Origin of the sequence: Pedobacter puniceum (assembly GCF_009674685.1) — a bacterium.
GTDB lineage: Bacteria > Bacteroidota > Bacteroidia > Sphingobacteriales > Sphingobacteriaceae > Pseudopedobacter > Pseudopedobacter puniceum.
Genome location: NZ_WKJI01000001.1, coordinates 1,540,605 through 1,562,697 on the forward strand (window position 1 = coordinate 1,540,605; position 22,093 = coordinate 1,562,697).

The 22,093-nt window shown below is 32.5% G+C and carries 18 protein-coding genes, 1 rRNA gene and 1 other RNA gene; 16 read left to right on the forward strand and 4 right to left on the reverse strand.

The window, feature by feature from the left end:
- The first annotated feature begins 35 nt into the window (after positions 1 to 35).
- From dnaJ to GJJ64_RS06740, 5 genes are all read left to right on the forward strand, one after another.
- On the forward strand, positions 36 to 1,193 hold the full coding sequence (dnaJ, locus tag GJJ64_RS06720) for a molecular chaperone DnaJ (protein ID WP_154286897.1): 1,158 nt from the start codon (positions 36 to 38) through the stop codon (positions 1,191 to 1,193).
- Positions 1,194 to 1,395: 202 nt separating this feature from the next.
- Positions 1,396 to 2,835: a PQQ-dependent sugar dehydrogenase gene (locus GJJ64_RS06725; RefSeq protein WP_154286898.1), complete on the forward strand. Its 1,440-nt coding sequence runs from the start codon at positions 1,396 to 1,398 to the stop codon at positions 2,833 to 2,835.
- A gap of 11 nt (positions 2,836 to 2,846) precedes the next feature.
- Positions 2,847 to 3,749 carry an ABC transporter ATP-binding protein gene (locus tag GJJ64_RS06730; protein WP_154286899.1) on the forward strand — a complete coding sequence of 301 codons (903 nt, stop codon included), beginning with the start codon at positions 2,847 to 2,849 and terminating at the stop codon, positions 3,747 to 3,749.
- A gap of 6 nt (positions 3,750 to 3,755) precedes the next feature.
- Positions 3,756 to 5,072 carry an ABC transporter permease gene (locus GJJ64_RS06735; protein WP_154286900.1) on the forward strand — a complete coding sequence of 439 codons (1,317 nt, stop codon included), beginning with the start codon at positions 3,756 to 3,758 and terminating at the stop codon, positions 5,070 to 5,072.
- A gap of 34 nt (positions 5,073 to 5,106) precedes the next feature.
- Complete coding sequence (locus GJJ64_RS06740) at positions 5,107 to 6,015, forward strand: Ppx/GppA phosphatase family protein (protein ID WP_154286901.1); 909 nt, start codon at positions 5,107 to 5,109, stop codon at positions 6,013 to 6,015.
- A gap of 4 nt (positions 6,016 to 6,019) precedes the next feature.
- Here the strand turns inward: GJJ64_RS06740 and GJJ64_RS06745 are convergent, their stop codons facing one another.
- Positions 6,020 to 8,446, reverse strand: coding sequence for an alpha-ketoacid dehydrogenase subunit alpha/beta (locus GJJ64_RS06745; protein WP_154286902.1), 2,427 nt, complete (start codon positions 8,444 to 8,446; stop codon positions 6,020 to 6,022).
- Positions 8,447 to 8,572: 126 nt separating this feature from the next.
- On the opposite strand from GJJ64_RS06745, the gene GJJ64_RS06750 reads away from it, so the two are divergent.
- The 5 genes from GJJ64_RS06750 to GJJ64_RS06770 all read left to right on the forward strand — a co-directional run bounded on the left by GJJ64_RS06750 (position 8,573) and on the right by GJJ64_RS06770 (position 13,977).
- Positions 8,573 to 8,965 (forward strand): DUF1573 domain-containing protein, encoded by a 393-nt coding sequence (locus GJJ64_RS06750; RefSeq protein WP_154286903.1) that lies wholly within the window; start codon positions 8,573 to 8,575, stop codon positions 8,963 to 8,965.
- Between the two features lie 115 nt (positions 8,966 to 9,080).
- A complete protein-coding gene (locus GJJ64_RS06755; RefSeq protein ID WP_154286904.1) occupies positions 9,081 to 10,313 on the forward strand; it encodes a pyridoxal phosphate-dependent aminotransferase in 1,233 nt (410 codons plus the stop codon).
- 57 nt (positions 10,314 to 10,370) lie between these two features.
- Positions 10,371 to 10,768, forward strand: a transfer-messenger RNA (tmRNA) gene (gene ssrA, locus GJJ64_RS06760).
- 359 nt (positions 10,769 to 11,127) lie between these two features.
- Positions 11,128 to 13,080 carry an LTA synthase family protein gene (locus GJJ64_RS06765; protein ID WP_154286905.1) on the forward strand — a complete coding sequence of 651 codons (1,953 nt, stop codon included), beginning with the start codon at positions 11,128 to 11,130 and terminating at the stop codon, positions 13,078 to 13,080.
- A 246-nt stretch (positions 13,081 to 13,326) separates the two neighbouring features.
- Positions 13,327 to 13,977: a CHASE3 domain-containing protein gene (locus GJJ64_RS06770; RefSeq protein ID WP_195759241.1), complete on the forward strand. Its 651-nt coding sequence runs from the start codon at positions 13,327 to 13,329 to the stop codon at positions 13,975 to 13,977.
- Here the strand turns inward: GJJ64_RS06770 and GJJ64_RS06775 are convergent.
- The gene (locus GJJ64_RS06775; protein ID WP_154286907.1) at positions 13,955 to 15,370 is read right to left on the reverse strand and encodes an ATP-dependent DNA helicase; all 1,416 of its coding nucleotides are present in this window, start codon (positions 15,368 to 15,370) and stop codon (positions 13,955 to 13,957) included. The genes GJJ64_RS06770 and GJJ64_RS06775 overlap by 23 nt on opposite strands.
- Positions 15,371 to 15,434: 64 nt before the next feature.
- Between GJJ64_RS06775 and GJJ64_RS06780 the strand changes: the two genes are divergently transcribed.
- The 3 genes from GJJ64_RS06780 to coaD are packed head-to-tail and all read left to right on the forward strand — an operon-like array spanning position 15,435 to position 17,257.
- The gene (locus tag GJJ64_RS06780; RefSeq protein ID WP_154286908.1) at positions 15,435 to 16,241 is read left to right on the forward strand and encodes a DUF3822 family protein; all 807 of its coding nucleotides are present in this window, start codon (positions 15,435 to 15,437) and stop codon (positions 16,239 to 16,241) included.
- Positions 16,232 to 16,765 carry a 16S rRNA (guanine(966)-N(2))-methyltransferase RsmD gene (gene rsmD / locus GJJ64_RS06785; protein WP_154286909.1) on the forward strand — a complete coding sequence of 178 codons (534 nt, stop codon included), beginning with the start codon at positions 16,232 to 16,234 and terminating at the stop codon, positions 16,763 to 16,765. Before GJJ64_RS06780 ends, rsmD begins: the two co-directional genes overlap by 10 nt.
- Positions 16,766 to 16,777: 12 nt before the next feature.
- Positions 16,778 to 17,257 carry a pantetheine-phosphate adenylyltransferase gene (gene coaD / locus GJJ64_RS06790; protein WP_154286910.1) on the forward strand — a complete coding sequence of 160 codons (480 nt, stop codon included), beginning with the start codon at positions 16,778 to 16,780 and terminating at the stop codon, positions 17,255 to 17,257.
- On the opposite strand, the gene GJJ64_RS06795 is transcribed toward coaD, so the two are convergent.
- Positions 17,243 to 17,845: an NUDIX hydrolase gene (locus GJJ64_RS06795; protein WP_154286911.1), complete on the reverse strand. Its 603-nt coding sequence runs from the start codon at positions 17,843 to 17,845 to the stop codon at positions 17,243 to 17,245. The two genes, coaD and GJJ64_RS06795, sit on opposite strands and share 15 nt — an antisense overlap.
- Here GJJ64_RS06795 and pyrE point away from each other — a divergent pair.
- From pyrE to clpB, 3 genes are all read left to right on the forward strand, one after another.
- Positions 17,844 to 18,488 (forward strand): orotate phosphoribosyltransferase, encoded by a 645-nt coding sequence (pyrE, locus tag GJJ64_RS06800; RefSeq protein WP_154286912.1) that lies wholly within the window; start codon positions 17,844 to 17,846, stop codon positions 18,486 to 18,488. The two genes, GJJ64_RS06795 and pyrE, sit on opposite strands and share 2 nt — an antisense overlap.
- 11 nt (positions 18,489 to 18,499) lie before the next feature.
- Positions 18,500 to 18,895, forward strand: a complete 396-nt coding sequence (locus GJJ64_RS06805) for an SRPBCC family protein (RefSeq protein ID WP_154286913.1) — start codon at positions 18,500 to 18,502, stop codon at positions 18,893 to 18,895.
- 196 nt (positions 18,896 to 19,091) lie between these two features.
- A complete protein-coding gene (gene clpB / locus GJJ64_RS06810; protein WP_154286914.1) occupies positions 19,092 to 21,686 on the forward strand; it encodes an ATP-dependent chaperone ClpB in 2,595 nt (864 codons plus the stop codon).
- Positions 21,687 to 21,982: 296 nt separating this feature from the next.
- Here clpB and rrf read toward each other — a convergent pair.
- Positions 21,983 to 22,091: ribosomal RNA gene (rrf, locus tag GJJ64_RS06815) — 5S ribosomal RNA — on the reverse strand.
- Between the last annotated feature and the right edge of the window lie 2 nt (positions 22,092 to 22,093).

Genomic DNA, 22,093 nt, shown 5'->3' on the forward strand with positions numbered 1-22,093 from the left:
AAAATCTATCGTTCAATCATTCAACAAATAAATACATGAGTAAAAGAGATTATTACGATATACTTGGTGTTTCAAAAGGCGCATCTGCTGATGAGATTAAAAAAGCCTACAGAAAGTTGGCTATTAAATATCATCCAGATAAAAACCCGGATGATAAAGCAGCTGAAGACAAGTTTAAAGAAGCAGCAGAGGCTTACGAGGTATTAAGTAATCCAGAGAAACGCCAGCGTTATGACCAATTTGGGCATGCCGGGGCACAAGGTGGCTTTGGTGGGGGCTACGGCGGAGGTGGCATGAATATGGAAGACATATTTAGCCAATTTGGAGATGTATTTGGCGGTGGTAATCCTTTTGATAGTTTCTTTGGTGGCGGAGGGCAGTCTCGTGGCGGTAGAAGGGTACAACGTGGCAGTAACCTACGCATTAAAGTAAAACTCACCTTAGAAGAAATTGCTAATGGCGTAGAAAAGAAGGTTAAGGTTAATAAACAAGTTGTTTGTAATACTTGCGACGGAACTGGTGCTAAAGATAAAAGCTCTTTTAGTACTTGTAAAACTTGTGGTGGAAGTGGCGCTGTAAGAAGAGTTACTAATACTATTTTAGGGCAAATGCAAACAACCAGCACCTGCCCTACTTGTAATGGCGAGGGCTCTACAATTTCTTCTAAATGTAACACTTGCCATGGCGATGGTGTAACCAGAGGCGAGGAAACCATCAGCATCAATATTCCTGCTGGTGTAAGTGAAGGTATGCAACTAAGTATGAGTGGCAAAGGTAATGCTGCCCCACGTGGCGGCGTTCCAGGAGATTTAATCATCTTAATTGAAGAAGTGCCTCATGAAACACTAAAAAGAGAAGGCATTAATATCATTTATGATTTACATGTAAGCTTTGTTGATGCTGCTTTAGGTACAAGTGTAGAAATACCAACTATAGACGGTAAAGCAAGAATTAAATTAGAACCAGGCACACAAGGCGGAAAAATCCTCAGACTAAAAGGCAAAGGTATACCAGAAGTAAACTCTTACCACAAAGGAGACCAGTTGATACAAGTAAACATCTGGACACCAAAAAATATTAATCATGAAGAAAGAGAGCTTCTAGAAAAATTAAGAACATCTGAAAACTTTAAACCAAATCCTGGTAAGAATGAAAAAAGCTTCTTTGACAGGATGAAAGAATACTTTGAGTAAGATAAAGATTCGAAAGGCGAAATATTAAGTTTCGCCTTTTTTTCTGTGTTTATTTTGATAAATTAGATTTTAGAAATCGATTTATTTTAAAAATAAAGCACTTTTTTGGGTTTTTGTATCTAAAATAATAGATTATACAAACAACAATTTTTAATCAAAATTGTAATTTCATAAAATAAAACTTTAAGAAACCACTCAAACTATGCTTAAACCTATTATTACTGTTATAAGTGCCGTAGCGATATCTGCCGCCTTATATCAAAACCAACAAGAAACAAAACCAACTATTACTCCTATTAAATTACAAGAAAACAAAAATTTTGGTCAAGCTGCTTTGCATTATAAAACTTATTGCGGTGGTTGCCATGGCGAGAATTTAAACACCTTTATTGACAGAAAATGGAAGTATGGAAACACCAGAGCAGACATTTTTAAAGCCATTAAAAATGGTTACCCTGATGGTGGAATGCCGTCTTTTGCAGCCGCTTTTAAAGATCATGAAATCTATAATTTAGCAGATTACATTTTAGACAGACTTAAAAATGCTGATAAATATGCAGTATCAACTAAGCCAAAATCTAATGTTTTTAAAACAGAGAAACTTACCATTAGGTTAGATACAATTTATGCTGGCGGACAATCTCCTTGGGCAATTGCATTTTTACCGGATGGAGATTTATTGGTTACTTACAAAGAAGCTAGCTTAAAAAGAATCTCTAAGAATAAGATAGCGACTGAAATTTCGGGTTTGCCAGAAATTTTATCAGAAGGACAAGGCGGTTTAATGGATATTTTATTACACCCAGAATTTGAGAAAAATCAAACGCTTTATTTGTCTTACAATAAATTTAAAAAAGTTGACGGTAAAACGGTTTCTACCACCGCTATTATGATGGCTAAATTAAGTGGAAACCAGCTTACAGAACAAAAAGACATTTTTGTTGCAGAGCCTTATCAATCAACAAGAAGGCATTATGGCGCTAGAATGATATTTGCAAACGACGGTTATTTATATTTTTCTGTAGGAGAGCGTGGCGATCATGAAAAAAATCCTCAAAGCTTAGATAATAATAGTTTAGGTAAAATTCACCGCATTAATGCTGATGGGTCTATCCCTAAAGACAATCCTTTTTTAAGCGATAAAAAGGTTGTTCCATCAACTTATTCTTACGGACATAGAAACCCTCAAGGCTTAGCTGTGAACCCTAAAAATGGCCAAATTATTTCTCATGAACATGGCCCTCGTGGTGGTGATGAGTTAAATCTTATTTTACCTAAAAAGAATTATGGCTGGCCTGTCATATCTTACGGAATCAATTACAATGGCACTATTCTTACCAACAGAACAGCTAAAGAAGGTATGGAACAACCTTTACATTATTGGGTACCTTCTATTGCACCAAGTGGTTTAGCATTTGCAAATGGTAATATTTATAAAGGCTGGGATAATAATGTGATGATAGGTTCTCTTAAATATTCATACCTAAACCGTTGTGAGCTAGTTAATAACAAAGTAGTTAAAGAAGAATTGCTTTTCCAAAACATTGGCAGAGTGAGAGAAGTAAGAACAAGTCCGGATGGTTATTTATATATGACAGTTGAAAATCCAGGGATTATTTATAAACTTGTTCCAGTCAATTAAAACTATACTCCATGTTAAGCATTAAAAATATTGTTAAGGAATATGCAAAACACCGAGCTTTAGACGATGTAAGTTTAGAAATCGAAAAAGGTAAAATATTTGGTTTATTAGGGCCAAATGGTGCTGGTAAAACTTCCTTGATTAGAATCATTAACCAAATTACAGCTCCAGATAGTGGTGAGGTTTATTTTAATGGTGAAAAGCTAAATCCAGAACATATTAATAAAATTGGTTACTTACCAGAAGAAAGAGGCCTTTATAAAAAAATGGAAATTGGTGAACAGATGCTTTACTTAGCCCAACTTAAAGGGCTAAGTAAAGCTGATGCCATTAAAAGAATAAAATACTGGTTCGAAAAAATGGAGATGCAAACCTGGTGGAAGAAAAAAGTTGAAGATCTTTCTAAAGGGATGCAACAAAAAGTACAGTTTGTAGCCACCGTACTTCACGATCCAGAATTAATCATCCTAGATGAACCTTTCTCAGGTTTTGATCCAGTTAATGCAGAAATCATTAAAGATGAAATTCTTGAACTGAACAAAAAAGGGACTACCATCATTTTCTCTACCCACAGAATGGAATCTGTTGAGCAATTATGCCATCATATTGCACTTATTCATAAATCTCACAAAATTTTAGATGGTAGTATTAAAGAAATTAAAAATGCTTATCGTAACGAGACTTATAAAATACAGTACGAAGGTATTTTAAATCTTTCCCAACATAGTAATTTCGAAGTTGTTGAAGAATCTGTTAAAGACGAATTACAAGAAATTACCATCAAGTTACACGAAGGGATTAAAACTAACGATGTATTATTAGAACTTATTCCTAAAGTTCAAATCAAGCATGTGGAAGAAGTTATTCCTAGTATCAATGAAATTTTTATCCAAAAAGTTACTGCACTAAACTAAGCCTCCATGAAAAAAGTTTTTCTAATTATTGAAAGAGAATACCTCAGCAGGGTAAAAAAGAAATCGTTCTTAATCTTAACTTTTTTAGTTCCTTCTTTATTTATTGCGATGTATGCAGCCGTATTCTTCATTTATAAAAGTGAAGGAGAAAGCAAAAAAGAGTTTTTAGTTTTAGATGAAAGCGGACTCTTTAAAAACGAATTTAAAAATTCTGAAACAACAACTTTCAAATATGCCGATGGAGATTATGCTAGTAACAAAAGTAAAATCAAAAACGAAAAGGATTTATTGTTACTCTACATTCCAAAAGATTACGCTTCTTCAAATGATATAGAAATTTTATCAGCAAAAAAACCTGGATTTTCTTTACTTAATGATGTTGAAAAGCAAATGGAAAACATCATCGAAAACAAAAAACTTATAGCTGCAGGTATAGATACAGCTGTTCTTAAAAATTCTAAAACCCAAATAAATATAAATGCAAAACAACTAACAGATGAAGGCGAAAAAGACTCTAATATTGGTGCAACTTATGTAGTAGGTTTTATATCTTCTTTTTTGATTTATCTCTCTCTTTTCATCTATGGGGCTCAAGTAATGCGTGGTGTTATCGAAGAAAAAACCAACAGAATTGTTGAGGTTATAGTTTCTTCTGTAAAGCCTTTTCAGTTAATGTTAGGAAAAATATTAGGTATAGGTGCTGTTGGTTTAACCCAATTTTTATTATGGATTATCTTATCTAGTACGATATCTATAGCTGCCGGTAAATTTTTAACTCCAGACCAACAAACTGTTACAACAGAAAAAGTTGATACTAAAGCCAGTACTACAAATACAAATCCTAATAAAACACAAGAAAGTCCGGCTATAAAATTCATAAATGCTGCTAACACCATTAACTTCCCTTATATTATAGGCTCTTTCTTATTTTATTTTATTGGAGGATATTTAATTTATAGTGCTTTATTTGCTGCTGTTGGCTCTGCTGTAGATAATGAAACAGAAACACAGCAATTTATGTTTCCTATAACGCTGCCGCTGATATTTACTTTTATTGTAGGAATGAATGTAATCATCAACAATCCTGATGGGCCTTTAGCTTTTTGGTTATCTATGATACCACTTACCTCTCCTATCGCTATGATGATTAGAATTCCGTTTGGTGTACCAGCTTGGGAACTCATTTTATCTATCGTTTTATTGATAGCAGGTTTTGTTTTCACTACTTGGATAGCATCAAGAATATACAGAGTAGGCATTTTAATGTACGGCAAAAAGGTTACTTATAAAGAGCTAGCGAAATGGTTCTTTTATAAAGAATAATATGTTTCACAATTCTTGATTTAACCACACAGAAATGCTTTCTGCTGCTATAGACATTGGTACAAACACTTTTCATTTGCTTATTGGTAAAATAGAATCGGGTAAAATAAAAGTTATTTACACTAAGACTATTGCAGTTAAGCTAGGTGAAGGTGGAATTAATAAAAGAGAAATTATGCCTGCTGCCTATCAGCGAGGTTTAAAAGCCTTAGCCTATTTTGCAGAAGTAATCAAAGAATATGAAATTACAAAGGTAAAAGCCACTGCAACTGCTGCAGTAAGAGATGCCTCAAACGGATTAAATTTCATAAAAGATGTTTATGAGAAAAGTAAGATTAAGATTGAAATCATAAATGGGCATCAAGAAGCTTTATTTATTTATGAAGGTGCAAAAGCATCAGGAGCTATAAATGAAAATTGCTTGGTTATCGATATTGGTGGCGGAAGTGTAGAGTTTATTTTATGCAATAAAGATGAGGTTCTTTGGAAAAACAGCTATCGTATTGGTGCAGCCAGATTATTAGCAGATTTCTATCATCATGATCCTTTAGAAAAACAAGACATCAACAATATTAACAATCACTTAACAAATACTTTAAAAGATTTAAAAGAAGCTTGTAAAGAATTTAAACCTACCAAACTTGTAGGTACTGCTGGTGCGTTTGACTCGTACCGAGAAATATTTACATCAAGAGGTTTTATTAAACCTCTTGATGATGTTTTTATAACATTAGAAAACCAGAAACTAGCTGCTTTAATGGATGAAATAATAGCTTCTAATCATCAGCAAAGATCTGAAATAGAGGGTTTAATCCCTCTACGCGTAGACATGATTTTGATGGCTTCTATAATTGTTAAATACGTGATTGAAAAATTACATCTAAATAAAATTGTAGCTTGCGAGTATGCTCTTAAAGAAGGATTATTGATTCATCAAGCTTAATTATTTAAGAGTAAAATCCTGGATACTTTTTTGGATTAGAATCCTGCATCATTCGGTAAATCTTTTCAACAATATCATCTAAGCTTGGTTTACCAAAATAATCTCCATCAGAACCATAAGATGTACGATGCTCTGCAGCAGATAAGGTTTGTGGTTGAGTATCTAATAAATAATAACCTTTTTGCCTTTCTAAAATATCTCTTAAAATATAAGCTGTTCCTCCTCCAGGTACATCTTCATCAACAACTAATAGCTTGTTAGTTTTTTCTAGAGATTTAGCGCAATCCATAGCTATATCAAAAGGCATTAAAGTTTGTGCATCAATAACTTCTACATCAATATGATAGGCTAATAGCTCTTCTGCGGCTTCCATCACCAATTTTAAAGTAGAGCCGTAAGAAACAACGGTAATATCTTTACCTGTTTTTAATATTTCTACTTGTCCTAAAGGGATAGTAAACTCTCCAACATTTTCTGGTAATTTCTCTTTTAAACGATAACCGTTTAAACATTCTATAACTAGTGCTGGTTCATCACCTCTAAATAACGTATTATACATTCCAGCAGCTTGTGTCATGTTACGAGGAACACAAAAATGAATTCCTTTTAAGGTATTCAAAATCATTCCAATAGGAGAACCCGCATGCCAGATACCTTCTAAACGATGACCTCTTGTACGGATGATTAGCGGCGCTATTTGACCACCTTTGGTTCGGTAACTTAAACTAGCTAAATCATCACTTAAAATATTTAATGCAAAAATGAGATAATCTAGGTATTGTATTTCTGCAATAGGCCTAAATCCTCTTAAAGCTAAACCTATTCCTTGCCCAATAATGGTCATTTCTCTAATTCCAGTATCAGCAATTCTTAGCTCCCCATATTTGGCTTGCAAACCAGCAAAACCTTGATTAACATCACCAATTCTTCCTAAATCTTCTCCAAATGCAATTAATAAAGGATTTTTACTGAAATTATAATCAAAGCAGGCATTTAAAACATCTTTCCCATCAACAACCTTAGTTTGTGTTGAGTAAACTGCTTCAATAGCCCCTACATTTAATGGAGATAAGGGTGTTTGAGAAAATAATTTCGAATTATATCTTTCATGATTAATTTCCTTTTGTGCTAAAAGCCATTGCGCTAATCCTTCTTTTACAGGAGATTTTAAATTTCTAGCTATACGTAAGGCTTTTTTTCCTGCAGAAAGAATTTCTTTTCTTAAAGGATCTATTTCTGAACGTAGTTTTAGTGCTACTTCTTCTACCAAAGGTTCCTCTTGAGCAAGCTTATCTATCAACCCTAATACTGCTTCCTTTTCTTGGTTAATATCTGCCATCACATTATTCCAAGCTTGCTTAAGCATATTCCTAACCTCTGTTTTAACAGAATTTTCTAAGCTATCTAATTCTTCATCAGTAGAAATAGCAGAAGAAATCATCCATTTACGCATCTGTGCTATACAATCATACTCCTTCTCCCACTCTAGGCGCTCTTTAGATTTATAACGCTCATGAGAACCAGAAGTAGAATGCCCCAGAGGTTGTGTTAATTCTGTAACATGAATAAGTACGGGCACATGCTCTTCTCTACATACTTGTATTGCTCTTTCATAAGTTTCGCAAAGTGCAACATAATCCCAGCCTTTTACTTTAAAAATTTCAAATCCAGGTTTTTCATCATCGCGTTGAAAACCTTTTAAAATTTCAGATATGTCTTCTTTAGTTGTTTGATATTTGGCCGGAACAGAAATGCCATAAGCATCATCCCAAATTGATATCGCCATCGGGATTTGTAGTACTCCAGCTGCATTTATAGCCTCAAAAAATACACCTTCTGAAGTTGACGCATTACCAATAGTACCAAACGCTACTTCGTTACCATTGATAGAAAAATGTTCAAATTCTTTTAATTCTGGATTTTGACGATACAATTTCGATGCATAAGCCAAACCCACCAATCTAGCCATTTGAGCTGCCGTAGGCGAGATATCAGAAGAGCTATTTTTCATAGCTGTTTGGCTTTTCCAGCTACCATCTTCATTTACAAACCTTGTTGCAAAGTGAGAATTCATTTGTCTTCCGGCTGATGCTGGTTCTTTTTCTATATCAGTATGTGCATAGAGTTGAGCAAAAAGCTCCAAAATATTACTCATGCCTGATGCAAACATAAAAGTTTGGTCTCTATAATAACCAGAACGCCAATCTCCAGCCCTAAAAGCCTTAGCCATTGCCAGTTGAGCTACTTCTTTCCCATCTCCAAATATCCCAAATTTGGCCTTTCCTGTTAACACCTCTCTACGGCCTAAAATACTGGCCTGTCTGCTCTCGTATGCAATCTTATAATCATTGATTACCAACGATTTAAAATCATCAAAACTAAGTTCAGAAGTATCAAAAGGATTAGTCATTTTGTATTGTGCCTCTCTCATATCAACTGGTTTGTAAGATTTCAAAAATATGAAAATATCATTTGTATGAAGAATTTTAAAGCTTATTTCAGTAAAATGTTTGGAACAAAATTTGAGTTTATTACATTTGAATAAATTTTTGAAAAAATGAAAAAGATTTTAATCATTGTAGCAGTGCTTGTGGGTTTCTTAGGCTTTACTGCTATGCAAGACAATAAAGCTGAATTTAAATTTGTAGAAGAAACACATGATTTTGGTAAAATTCCTCAAGGAAAACCAGTTTCATTTACCTTCAAATACACCAATACAGGTAATGAGCCTCTAATTATTTCTGATATTGCATCATCATGTGGATGTACGGTTCCAGAGGTTTTACCTAAAGCTGGTACTCCTATTAAAAAAGGTGAATCAGGCTCAATTACCATTACTTACAATGCAGCAGTTGCAGCTCCATTTAACAAGTCAGTTACTATTACATCTAATTCAAAAACTCCTAAAAAGATGTTATACATCAAAGGTGAAGTTGAAGCCGCCAAGTAATTTTTGAACATATAAAATTCAGGAAAAGCCTTCTCTGTAATTTCAGAAAAGGCTTTTCTTTGTTAATGAAGATTAAACTTAAACCCTAAACAAACAACCACTAATTTTGTGGATTATGCCTAAAATTTCCAATAAAGGACAACAAATGCCAGCTTCACCAATAAGGAAGCTAACCCCTTTTGCTGAGAGAGCAAAATCTGAAGGTAAAAAAGTATATCACCTCAATATTGGTCAACCTGATATTGAAACACCAGCTGCAATGCTGGATGCAATTAAAAATATAGACTTTAAAGTTTGGGCCTATACAGCCTCTGAAGGTACTATCACTTACAGAGATGCCTTAACAGATTATTACAACAAATTAGGATACAACATTACTCCTGAGGATATTTTGGTAACTACAGGAGGTTCTGAGGCTATTATAATAAGTTTAATGACTTGCTTAAACCAAGGCGAGGAAGTTATCATTCCTGAACCTTTTTATGCAAATTATAATGCTTATGCCTGCCAGAGTGACAGTGTTATTAAACCAATCTTGTCTGTTATAGATAATAGTTTTGCTTTGCCTCCTATTGCTGAGTTTGAAAAAGCGATAACTTCTAAAACTAGAGCTATTATGATTTGTAATCCTAATAACCCCACTGGCTATTTATACTCTAAGCAAGAATTTGAGGATTTAAAAACCTTAGCTTTAAAGCATGATTTATTTATAATAGCAGATGAAGCTTATCGCGAGTTTTGTTACGATGACAAACAGTTTTTCTCTCCTATGCATTTTGAAGGTATAGAAAATAATGTCATTATCATTGATACTGTTTCTAAACGCTATAGTGCTTGTGGAGCTAGATTGGGCTGCATGATTACTAAGAACAAAGAAGTAATTGCTACAGCGCTTAAATTTGCACAAGCAAGATTAAGCCCTGGTATGGTAGAACAAATTGCTGGTACTGCTGCAACTATTTATACTCCGGATAGTTATTTTACTGAAGTAAACCACGAATATGCTGAGCGTAGAGATATCTTAGTTAATGCTCTAAATAAAATGGAAGGCGTGTTTTGCCCTAATCCTGGAGGTGCTTTTTATGTAGTTGCTCGTTTCCCTATTGATAATGCTGATAAGTTTTGCCAATGGATGTTAGAAGAGTTTTCTTACGATAATCAAACTGTGATGTTAGCTCCTGCCTCAGGATTTTATGCTACACCAGGCGTAGGCGAAAATGAGCTCAGACTAGCTTATGTTTTAAACAAACCTGACTTAAAAAAGGCTATGATTTGTTTAGAAGAAGCTCTAAAAGTCTATCCTGGAAGAACAGTGACTTTGCAAAATGAGATAATACACACAAATTGATACTTTAAAATTGGTACTTTTGTTGCTACAAGTTAAACAACAACTTGCAGCTAAATTGGGGTCGACCGGAATTGACAGGATGGAAGATCAGTGTGTAAGCATGCAGCGAATTGAGAAAACATCGCTATAATCAGGATTCTCAAACTATAAAAGGCGAAAATAATTACGCTCTTGCTGCTTAATTTTAACCGAGTTAAAATTAGCCTCGTCTCGCTAAAGTAGCGGAAGCAGGATGTTTCCCGGGAGTTATGTCTGGCGACACCCGATTAGGAAGCACCGAAAAGCCGGAATAAGGATAAGTTAGTTTCGAGCTTATCCCGACAACCAAAGAAACTAAGGTTAAAGCAGGCTGTTTGTGGCCAACTTTAGCTCTAAAATCAATTGCAAAATAAGCATGTAGAAAGCGCAACTCATCCCATGTTTGGACGAGGGTTCGAATCCCTCCGGCTCCACATTAACAAACTAAAGCCTTGTAAATAAATAATTTACGAGGCTTTTTTTTTATTTAAAATTTATAGACATCACTTCTACTAAATCCATTTGTGGATATAAAAGAGAATTCTGATAGATCCAAGCAACTTTACCGGGTCATGCTGCAATATTAAATCCTCTTGTTTAATAAGATAAATCATATTCTGTTCTAAAAATGCTTATCTGATAAAAATGTTTTAAACTATCAGCTGTTAACGATATATTTGATTACACAAGAAAATATAACTTTCTTTTACTCTCTCTTTTAACTTATTTTTCAAATACATATAGTATTTGATTTTGCGCACTATACTGACATTAATATTTATCATATCTAAGTATTATGTTGCAAACTTTATTCAAAAGTCGTTACTCCTTATTATTAAACTTTATTGTAGGATTTATTCTTTTATCCTTTTCATTAAGAACTACTTTTTATTTCTTATGCTTAACTAAAATAGATATTAGCTTATTAAGCTTTATTAAAATATTTAGCTTAGGTTCTTTATATGATTTATCTGTTGCCTTAGGTATAACATTAATTTATAATATATACCTATTAATTTTACCAGATAAATGGGTAAAAACTAAAGTCAATAGTATTATTACAAAAGCTTGGCTTTTTATTACTTTATTAATAACACTATTAAGTTTCTTTGCAGAAATAACTTTTTGGCAGGAGTTTGAAAGTAGATTTAACTTTATCGCTGTAGATTATCTTATATACACCTATGAAGTTGTAAATAATATCAACGAATCTTATCCATTACCTATTCTTTTAGGTAGCATAATTATACTGATTATTCTGATTTACTATTTCTTTAAATCAAAGAAAGTTTTCTTATATACATACAAAAAGGGTTTAAATTTCGGGAAAAGAATAGCTGTTTCTGGAACACTATTAACATTCACTATAACCTTATTCTTTTTTCTAAGAAACAGTGATGCTGATATAAGTTCAAATCGCTATGAAAATGAAATTACTAAAGCTGGGATTTTTTCTTTTTTCTCTGCCTTTAAAAATAACGAACTGAATTTTAATGATTTTTATTATAAAATACCTACAGAAAAAGCCTTTAATATTATTAGAAAAGAACTTAATGAAGAAAATACAACCTTTTATCCTAAAAAAAATTCTATAAAAAGAGCTATTAAAAATGGCACCAACAGCAATAAACCTAACATCATAATGATAACAGTAGAAAGCTTAAGTGCAGATTTTTTAAAACATTTTGGTAACAAACAACAACTTACACCAATGCTAGATTCTTTGGCTGACTGCGGATTATTGTTTACAAATATGTATGCCACAGGTACTCGTACTGTTAGAGGAATGGAAGCATTATCATTATCCATCCCTCCTACACCTGGTAGCAGTATAGTTAGAAGATCTAATAATAAAAACTTAACAACTATAGGAAGCATTTTTCAAAAAGCAGGTTATTCTACTGCTTTCTTTTACGGTGGAGACGGTTATTTTGATAACATGAACGAATATTTCGGAGGAAATGGATTTGATATTATTGACAGAGGTAGAAGTGTTACAATTGGCGATTCATATAAAACAAAAAGAACTATCATTGAAGATAAGAACGTAAGCTTTGAAAACGCTTGGGGTATTTGTGATGAAGACTTATATAATGTTGTTATTAAAAATGCTGATGATGCTTATTCACAGAAAAAGCATTTTTACGATTTTGTAATGACAACCTCAAACCACAGACCTTATACTTTTCCTATCAATAAAATAAAAGCTCCAACAGGAACCAGAGAAGCAGCAATACAATACACAGATTATGCACTAGGTAAGTTTATTGAAAAAGCCAAAACAAAAAATTGGTATAAAAACACAATTATTATCATCGTTGCAGACCATTGTGCTAGCAGTGCCGGTAAAAATGAAATTGAAGTAAGCAAGTATCATATTCCTTGCATAATTCTTAATATCCCAGAATATCAAAAAAAGACAATTAATAAGCTTTGTTCTCAAATAGATTTATATCCAACATTATTCAGTTTAATTGGATGGTCTTATGAGAGCAATTTATATGGTAAAAACATTTTTGATAAAAACTTCACTCCTAGAGCCTATTTAGGTACTTATCAGAAGCTTGCTTATCTTGAAAATGACAGCCTTGTTGTTTTAGGTCCACAACAAAAAGTAGAAACTTATTTATATAACTCTAAAACAAATCAGCAAATTCCTTATCAAGTTTCAAGAATACTAATTGAGAAATCTGTTGCTAGCTATCAAACTGCTTACAACTTGTTTAAAAACGGTGGGCTTAACTTATAAATAACAAAACGGAACCTTTTAAAAAGAATTCCGTTTCATAAACCAACCCAAATCAATTTTGGAAAACGCTTTTAGTTTTTCAAGAACTACTTAACCTAATTACGCATTTTAATTTGTACGTAAGTTTAACTAAAAGGTTTTGTTATGATAAATTAAAATTTATAGTTGATAATGTTTTGTTTAAGTTTGCTTTTCTTAGCATCTTTAAAACTTAAACAAACCAAAGTTGTTGCTAAGCTGCATATCATGAAAAACAAAAAAATAATTTTAACAACTATAGCAGTTTGTATCATTATAATAGCTTACAACCTTTTTACCCTTTTTAAGTCTTACAATAAAATCAGCGATAAATATAACTCTGTACAAAGCAAATACGATTTTGCTATTAGCTCTCATTCTCTATTAGAAAATATAAAAGATGCTGAATCTGCAAAAAGAGGGTACCTCTTAACTGGCAATAAAGCTTATTTAGAAAATTATTATAAAGCTAGTTTTAGAATAAATTTCGAAAAAGAAAGGTTTAAGAAAATATTAGCCTACAAAGAATTAGAGAAAAACGAACAAGATCAAATTAATCAATTACTAAATTTAGTTGATTTAAAAAGCGAGCAGCTAAGAAAAGTCATCGATTTAAAAAATAACGATAAAAGTGAGGAAGCCATAGCTTTATTAAAATCCTACAATGCAATCAGCTTATTCGATAGCTTAGAAAACAGTATTAAAAAAATTAATAGCCAAAAGAAATATCAAGAAATAAAGGATAAACAAATTATTAATGATACTAGAGAAACAACTAAATTTAAACTAGCCATAGGGCATATTATAATTCTTCTCTTATTAGTTATTATAGGAATTTTAATATCAGAAGATAAAACTAAAAGTCTTTCTGATTTTTAAAAAAATCATCAATAAAATTCACAAAAAACAGCTCTTTAGAAGCCCTTGTACATGCTGTATAAAGCCATCTTAACAACTCGGTGTTCAACAATTCTGGGGTTAAGTATCCTTGATCTACAAACACAGCTGGCCACTGCCCGCCTTGCGCTTTATGACAAGTTACAGCATATGCGAACTTAATTTGTAAAGCATTATAATAAGGATTAGTTTTTAACTCTTCCATGCGTACCCGCTTGTTGGTAATATGCTCATAATCTTTCATCACCTCATTAAAAAATATTTTTTGATTTTCATAAGATAGATTTGGACTTTCTGCATACAAGGTATCTAACAAAACTTTACATTCTAATTGATAACCTTCCTCTGTACTATCTAGAATTTCTAATTGCACATCAGCAAACCTAAAACCATACATATCATGAATATTTTTAACTCGGGTAATTTTAGCGATATCACCGTTTGCAATAAAGCCTCCTTTATCTTCTGGCATCCAGAAATAATTATTTTTAACAATCATCACTAAATCTCCTCCAGTTAACTCATCTTCACGCCAAAGTATCTGATTTCTAATATGCTGATTGTATATATTAGCGTTTTTATTAGACCTACAAACTACCAAACAATTTTCTACTCCATATTTATCATAAGCATAGTTTAAACCTTCTATAATTTTATCACCAGTCATTTTATAAACATCCTTATAACCAGATGTTATAAGTGATGGAAAACTTGCTTCTTCATTTCTAATTTGATTTCTGATACGTGTAGCATTAAACAATATACCAGATTTCTGAGCCTGACGCACAACATCTGTAAGTTCTATACCCATCATTTCAAGAGAAAACCCACTTAAATAATCAGCAGATAAAGCTGGACTTTCTAAAGAGTTAACAGGTGGTAATTGTGCTGTATCACCTATAAAAATCAACTTATTGCCTTTATCATTATAAACATAAGTGATTAAATCCTCTAATAAACTACTTCCGCTAAAATCACTTTTATCATCGCTAATCATTGAAGCTTCATCCACAATAAAAAAAGTATCCTTATGGAGATTTGGAGAGAGGCTAAACATCAAATCCGGACTTCCCGCTGTACGCTTACGATATATTTTACGATGTATAGTAGATGCTTGTAAACCAGAATACTGAGTTAAAACCTTTGCAGCTCTTCCTGTTGGAGCAAGTAAAACAACTTGCTTTTTATACATCCTTAAAACATTTACAAAGGCACTTATCACTGTAGTTTTACCTGTTCCGGCATATCCTTTAATTAAAAAAGCCGCATCAGGATCCTCCGTAGCAACAAAATCTTCTAAAAGTTTAAATAAAGAAAGCTGTTGCTCGTTTGGTTCGTGTGGAAATTTCTGACGGAGTGATTGCGCTATTAACATGTTCTTCAAATTTGATAAAAATTTTGAACTCATAGATTGATTAAAAATTTTACTTTTGTTAATAATGGAAGATATCATCATTAAATCGTCAGATTTTAAACCAGAAGATTCAAATCTTCAACAGTTGCTTTTAGAAGTTGATGAAGCTGGCTATAAATATGCTATTATACAAGACAAATCGGTTAAACTTTTGGGGCGTCAATCATCTTATCCTTTTTCTGAAGAGCATGATTTATTTGAGACAAGCTTTGCGCAGATAAAAGTTTCTTTAACTACCAAATCTTTCACCTTTCTGCCAGAAATTTATTTTAATCCTACTTTAGAAAATAAATTAAAGGCTTTTATAAACTTTGATAATCAGCATGAAAAAATATTTGAATCATTAATCAATAAAATTGATATACGCTCGGTATATGCTTTTAAAGATTCTCAAATAAAAGAAGTAGAAACTTTACTTAAAAATCCTACACTTTATCCGCAGTTCTTACCGTTTTATACTGGTGCTACACAATTAGCAGCTAAAACATTACATCCAGAAATATTTATAAACTTAAAAAAAGAGCATCTAGAAGTATTGATTTTAAAAAATGGAGAACTATTTTTTTATAACATTTTTGAAATTAAAAATAAAGAAGAATTAAAGTATTTCATTATGCTTATTCTTCAAGAAAAACAAATAAACGCCAAAGAAACCAATCTAAAAATAAGCGGCGATATACAATTGGATAGTATCTTTTTTAAAGAAATAGACCAACTATTTACAGATTGTACTTTGATAGATGATGTACCTTATATTCGTACTGATGAAAATTTTAAAGAGGTCTCAATCCATCAATTTTTCTCTCTTTTAAGTCTTTATTTATGCGAATAATTGGAGGTACTTTAAAAGGAATTAGATTAAATCCACCAAAAAAGCTTCCTGTTAGACCAACTACAGACATAGCTAAAGAAGCTTTATTTAATATTTTAGAGAACCAATTAGAAATTAGTGACCTAAAAATTTTAGACTTATTTAGTGGTACAGGGAATATCTCATTAGAATTTGCCTCTAGAGGCGCTAAAGAAATCACAGCAGTAGATAGAGATTTTGGCTGTTATGGTTATTTAAAAGCTACTAGTAAAGATTTAGAGCTAAACCAAATTAAAGCTTTTAAAAGCGATGTTTTTAAATTTCTTAATACAGAAACACAACAATTTGATTTGATTTTTGCAGATCCTCCATATGATTTAACCAATATACCAGAAATACCAAAAATTGTATTTAACAAACAACTTCTAAAGCCAGGAGGAGTTTTAATTATAGAACATCAAAGCATGCAAAATTTATCTAATCACCCTAATTTTACAGATAAAAGAAAGTATGGCTACTCTGCATTCAGCTTTTTTACAAACTAAAATCTAAAAATCATGAAAATTGCACTTTTTCCAGGTTCGTTTGATCCCATAACAAAAGCTCATGTTGATATTTTAAAAAGGTCTATTTCCCTTTTTGATAAAGTATACGTTGGTATAGGCTTAAACAGCAACAAGAAACCTTTAATGGAAGCAGATAAAAGATTAGAAATGCTAAAAGCCGTTTTTACTGCAGAGCCCAAAATAGAAGTGATTTCCTATGAAGGTCTTACAGTTAATTTTTGTCAAAAAATTGGTGCTTCTTACATGATTAGAGGTATTAGAACTGTTTCAGATTTTGAATACGAAAAAGCCATAGCTCAAATGAATCATGCATTAATACCTGATATAGAATCTATATTTATTCTAAGCAAACCAGGCTATTCTTCTATTAGCTCAACAATAGTAAGAGATATTCTTAGATATGGTGGAGATGTAAGCCAGTTTGTACCTGCAGAGGCTATTCCTTTTCTTCCTGCACTAAGCAATGGCTAATACATCTAAAATAGAAGGATAAGTATTTGCTTTAACCAAATTCCAGTCTTTTTTGGAAATCCACTTAACATCTGTTATACCTTCTTCTATTTGCGGTATTAATTTCTGATTAGACTTACTACTCATCTCATACCAATGAGACACTTTAAGAACAGGCTTACCCTTTAACTCATAAACGTGATAAGTTTTGGTTAATTTCTTCCCTAATTTCTTAACTGTAATACCACACTCCTCCTCAACTTCTCTCATAGCTGCATCTCTTTTACGCTCTCCCTCTTCCAACTTACCTTTGGGCAAATCCCATCTGCCATTTCGCTTAATAAAAAGATACTTATTTTCATTACTTTTTACTAAACCACCAGCAGCCTCAATAACACGTAATGCGTTTTTAAAGCTTTTAAATACCGATTTAGGTTCATTTGTGAGTAGATAAAATATAGCTTGAGGATTTTTAGATAAAGACTTGTAAAATTTTTCAAATTCAAAACCTTGAACATCAAGTATTTGACAATCTAAACCATCATTAGGTCTTATAGAAGTTATAATTAGCACCTTTTGGTTTATATAAATATTGTATTTTTGAGCCATGTACAACAAAAGTGAAATCGAACAGAAAATTGCTGAATTTTTGTTGCAAATTAAAGCAATTAAATTACAACCTGCTAATCCTTTTACATGGGCCTCAGGTTGGAAATCACCAATCTACTGTGATAACAGGATAACACTATCTTATCCGGCTATCAGAACTTATATCAGGCAAAAACTTTCTGAACTTATTCAAGAAGAATTTGGTTCAGTTGGTGCTATTGCTGGTGTTGCTACTGCTGGTATCCCTCAAGGAGCGTTAGTTGCTCAAGAATTGGGCTTACCTTTCATTTATGTACGCTCTAAACCAAAAGAACACGGTACTCAAAGTTTAATTGAAGGAGAAATTAATGAAGGACAAAGAGTAGTAGTAATAGAAGACTTAATTTCTACTGGAAAAAGTAGCTTACAGGCTGTTCAGGCCTTAAGAGATGCTGGATACGATGTTGCTGGCTTAGTAGCTATTTTCTCTTATGGATTAGATACGGCTACAGAAAATTTCCAAAAAGCTAAATGTCGTTTTGCTACGCTTTCTAATTATACTGCTTTATTAAAATATGCTTCAGAACATAATTTATTCCCTACTTCTGATGTTGATTTATTAGAAGAATGGAGGAAAAATCCAGCAGTTTGGGGAAACAATTAATCAATATAAAGATGACAGTATTTGAAAGTAAAACTTTAATAAACAAAAGTGTTTCAGAAGTATATCAATTTCTTGAAGATTTAAATAATCATCAAGTCTTGATGCCAGAAAATATTTACAACTGGTCTTCTACTAAAGATGAAGCTCGTTTTACCATACAAAATATGGCAAAACTTGCGCTAAAAGTAGAAAGCCGGGTTCCTAATCAAAAAATCACCATTATACCTGCAGAAGAAGCACCAATTGCGCTAAATCTTCAATGGGATTTATTAGAGATTAACAATCAAACGCAAGCAACCTTAACTATATCAGCAGAATTAAACATGATGATGAAAATGCTTGCTAGTGGCCCTCTTCAAAAACTTACAGACTTTCAAGTAAATGCTTTACAGAATAAATTAGGATAATTAATCTGTACCATACAATATAAAAAGCGCTTTAATAGCGCTTTTTGCATTTAAGCATGCTATAATTACATTACCATAATTAAATATCAGCCATATTGTCTAACTAGATCATTTTTTAAAGACATTTTTTCATGATTTAATCCCTAATCTTACTCTGGATATCTTTTTGATAATAAATTTTCGGAGGGAATTAATCATGAATTTCAACAATTTCACAATAAAAGCACAGGAAGCAATACAAAAAGCTTCCGAAATTACACAAGGTTTTCAACAACAGTCCATAGAAAGCACTCATATTCTAAAAGGCTTACTATCAGTTGATGAAAATGTGGTAAGTTTTTTATTAAAAAAGCTTAATGTCAATATCAACAAATTAAATGAATCATTAGACGAACAAATTAGAAACTACCCTAAAGTAAGCGGTTCTAATATTTATCTTTCATCAGGTGCCAATGGTGTACTACAAAAAGCACAATCTTATTTAAGAGAATTTAAAGATGAATTTGTTTCAGTAGAACACATTCTTTTAGGACTACTAGTTTCAGGAGATAAAGCAGCTACTCTTTTAAAAGATCAAGGAGTTACTGAAAAGGACTTAAAAAAAGCTATTAAAGATTTGAGAGGTGATGCTAAAGTTATAGACCAGAATGCGGAAGCTACTTACAATGCCTTAAATAAATATGCTCGCAATCTAAATGATTACGCAGAGTCTGGAAAACTAGATCCGGTTATAGGAAGAGACGAAGAAATCAGAAGGGTTATTCAAATCTTATCTAGAAGAACTAAAAATAATCCTATTTTAATAGGAGAACCTGGTGTTGGTAAAACAGCTATTGCAGAAGGAATTGCATTTAGAATCATTAAAGGCGATGTTCCAGAAAATCTTAAATCCAAGACGGTCTTTTCATTAGATATGGGAGCATTAGTTGCTGGAGCGAAATATAAAGGAGAATTTGAAGAACGTCTTAAAGCTGTAGTAAAAGAAGTTACAGATAGTGATGGAGAACTCATACTCTTCATAGATGAGATTCACACTCTCGTCGGAGCTGGTGGTGGTGAAGGAGCTATGGACGCAGCAAATATTCTAAAACCTGCTTTAGCTAGAGGAGAATTAAGGGCAATAGGAGCAACTACACTAAATGAGTATCAAAAATATCTGGAAAAAGACAAAGCACTAGAGCGTAGATTTCAAAAAGTATTAGTAGACGAACCAGATACGCAAGATGCTATCTCTATTCTTAGAGGGCTAAAAGAACGCTACGAAACACACCACAAAGTAAGGATAAAAGATGAAGCTATTATTGCTGCTGTTGAACTTTCTCAGCGCTATATTTCAGATCGCTTCCTACCAGACAAAGCTATTGATTTAATGGATGAAGCGGCTTCTAAACTACGTTTAGAAATGGATTCTGTACCTGAAGCTGTAGATGAATTAGACCGTAAAATCATGCAACTAGAGATAGAAAGAGAAGCTATAAAAAGAGAAAACAATGATTCAAAAGTAAAAGATCTCACACAAGAGATAAGTAATTTAAGTGCAGAAAGAGATGAACTTAAAGCCAAATGGCAAAGTGAAAAAGATTTAGTAGATGCAATAAATAATAATATTCAAAATATTGAAAACTTTAAACTTGAAGCAGAACAAGCAGAAAGAGCCGGAGACTATGGTAAAGTCGCGGAGATAAGATACGGTAGAATTAAAGACGCTCAAGACCAAGTAGAAAAACTAAAGCAAGAACTAGCTAATAAAACTATTGATAGCAGAATGTTAAAAGAAGAAGTTACGGCTGATGATGTGGCAGGAGTAGTTGCCCGTTGGACAGGAATACCGGTAACTAAATTAGTATCTAGCGAAAAGGAAAAACTCCTACACCTAGAAGCAGAATTACATAAGAGAGTAGCTGGTCAACAAGAAGCTATTGAAGCTATATCAGGTGCTATAAGAAGGTCTAGAGCTGGTTTGAGCGATCAAAAAAAACCAATCGGTTCTTTCATTTTTCTTGGTACAACAGGCGTTGGTAAAACTGAATTAGCTAAAGCTTTAGCCGAATTTTTATTTAATGATGAACAGGCTATGGTCAGAATTGATATGAGTGAATATCAAGAAAGGCATGCTGTATCCAGATTAATTGGAGCTCCTCCAGGGTATGTTGGTTATGATGAAGGCGGTCAATTAACAGAAGCAGTTAGAAGAAAACCTTATTCAGTTATATTATTAGATGAAATCGAAAAAGCACATCCTGATGTTTTTAATATATTACTTCAAGTTCTAGATGATGGAAGATTAACTGATAATAAAGGACGTATGGTAAATTTTAAAAACACTATTATCATCATGACTTCTAATATAGGATCACATCACATTCAAGAAAATTTCGAGTTACTTAATGAACTAAATAGAGATGAAATTATAGCTAAAACAAAAAATGAAGTCTTTGAAATCTTAAAAAAAACTATCAGACCAGAGTTCTTAAATAGAATTGATGAAGTAATCATGTTTACGCCATTAAACAGAGATGAAATTAAAGATATTGTAAAACTACAATTCGCAGGATTACAAAAAATGCTGTTTGATATGGGAATACAAATTACAGCAACAGATGAAGCTCTAGATTGGTTATCTCAATTAGGTTATGATCCTCAATTTGGAGCTAGACCTTTAAAAAGAGTTATTCAAAAGAAAATCCTAAATGAATTGTCTAAGCAAATACTTTCAGGAATAGTGAATAAAGAAAGTGAGATTAAATTAGATGTATTTGATAAACAATTTGTTTTCATAAATAAAACTTAGGTTAAATAAGAAAATTTAGTTTAGTATAAAAGCCAGAACTTAAGTTACTGGCTTTTGTTATTCAAAACCTAATTATTCTAAATAAGAAACATAATTTTTAAATTATATAATTAACGCTTCACAGCTTTCAGAAGTTTGAAGCTTTAAGGGTGATATATTTAGGATGGTTGCTTAGATTTATGTATACCCTTAGCATGGGGTAGTATAGTATATTACGGTATCGTAAGCATCGCCTATACAAACACAAAAGCTCTTGATATTTCTATCAAGAGCTTTATGCTTATTTATTTAATAAAAGTCGGCATCGACCTACTCTCCCACATTTTACTGCAGTACCATTGGCTCTGATGGGCTTAACTTCTCTGTTCGGAATGGGAAGAGGTGGACACCATCGATATAGACACCTG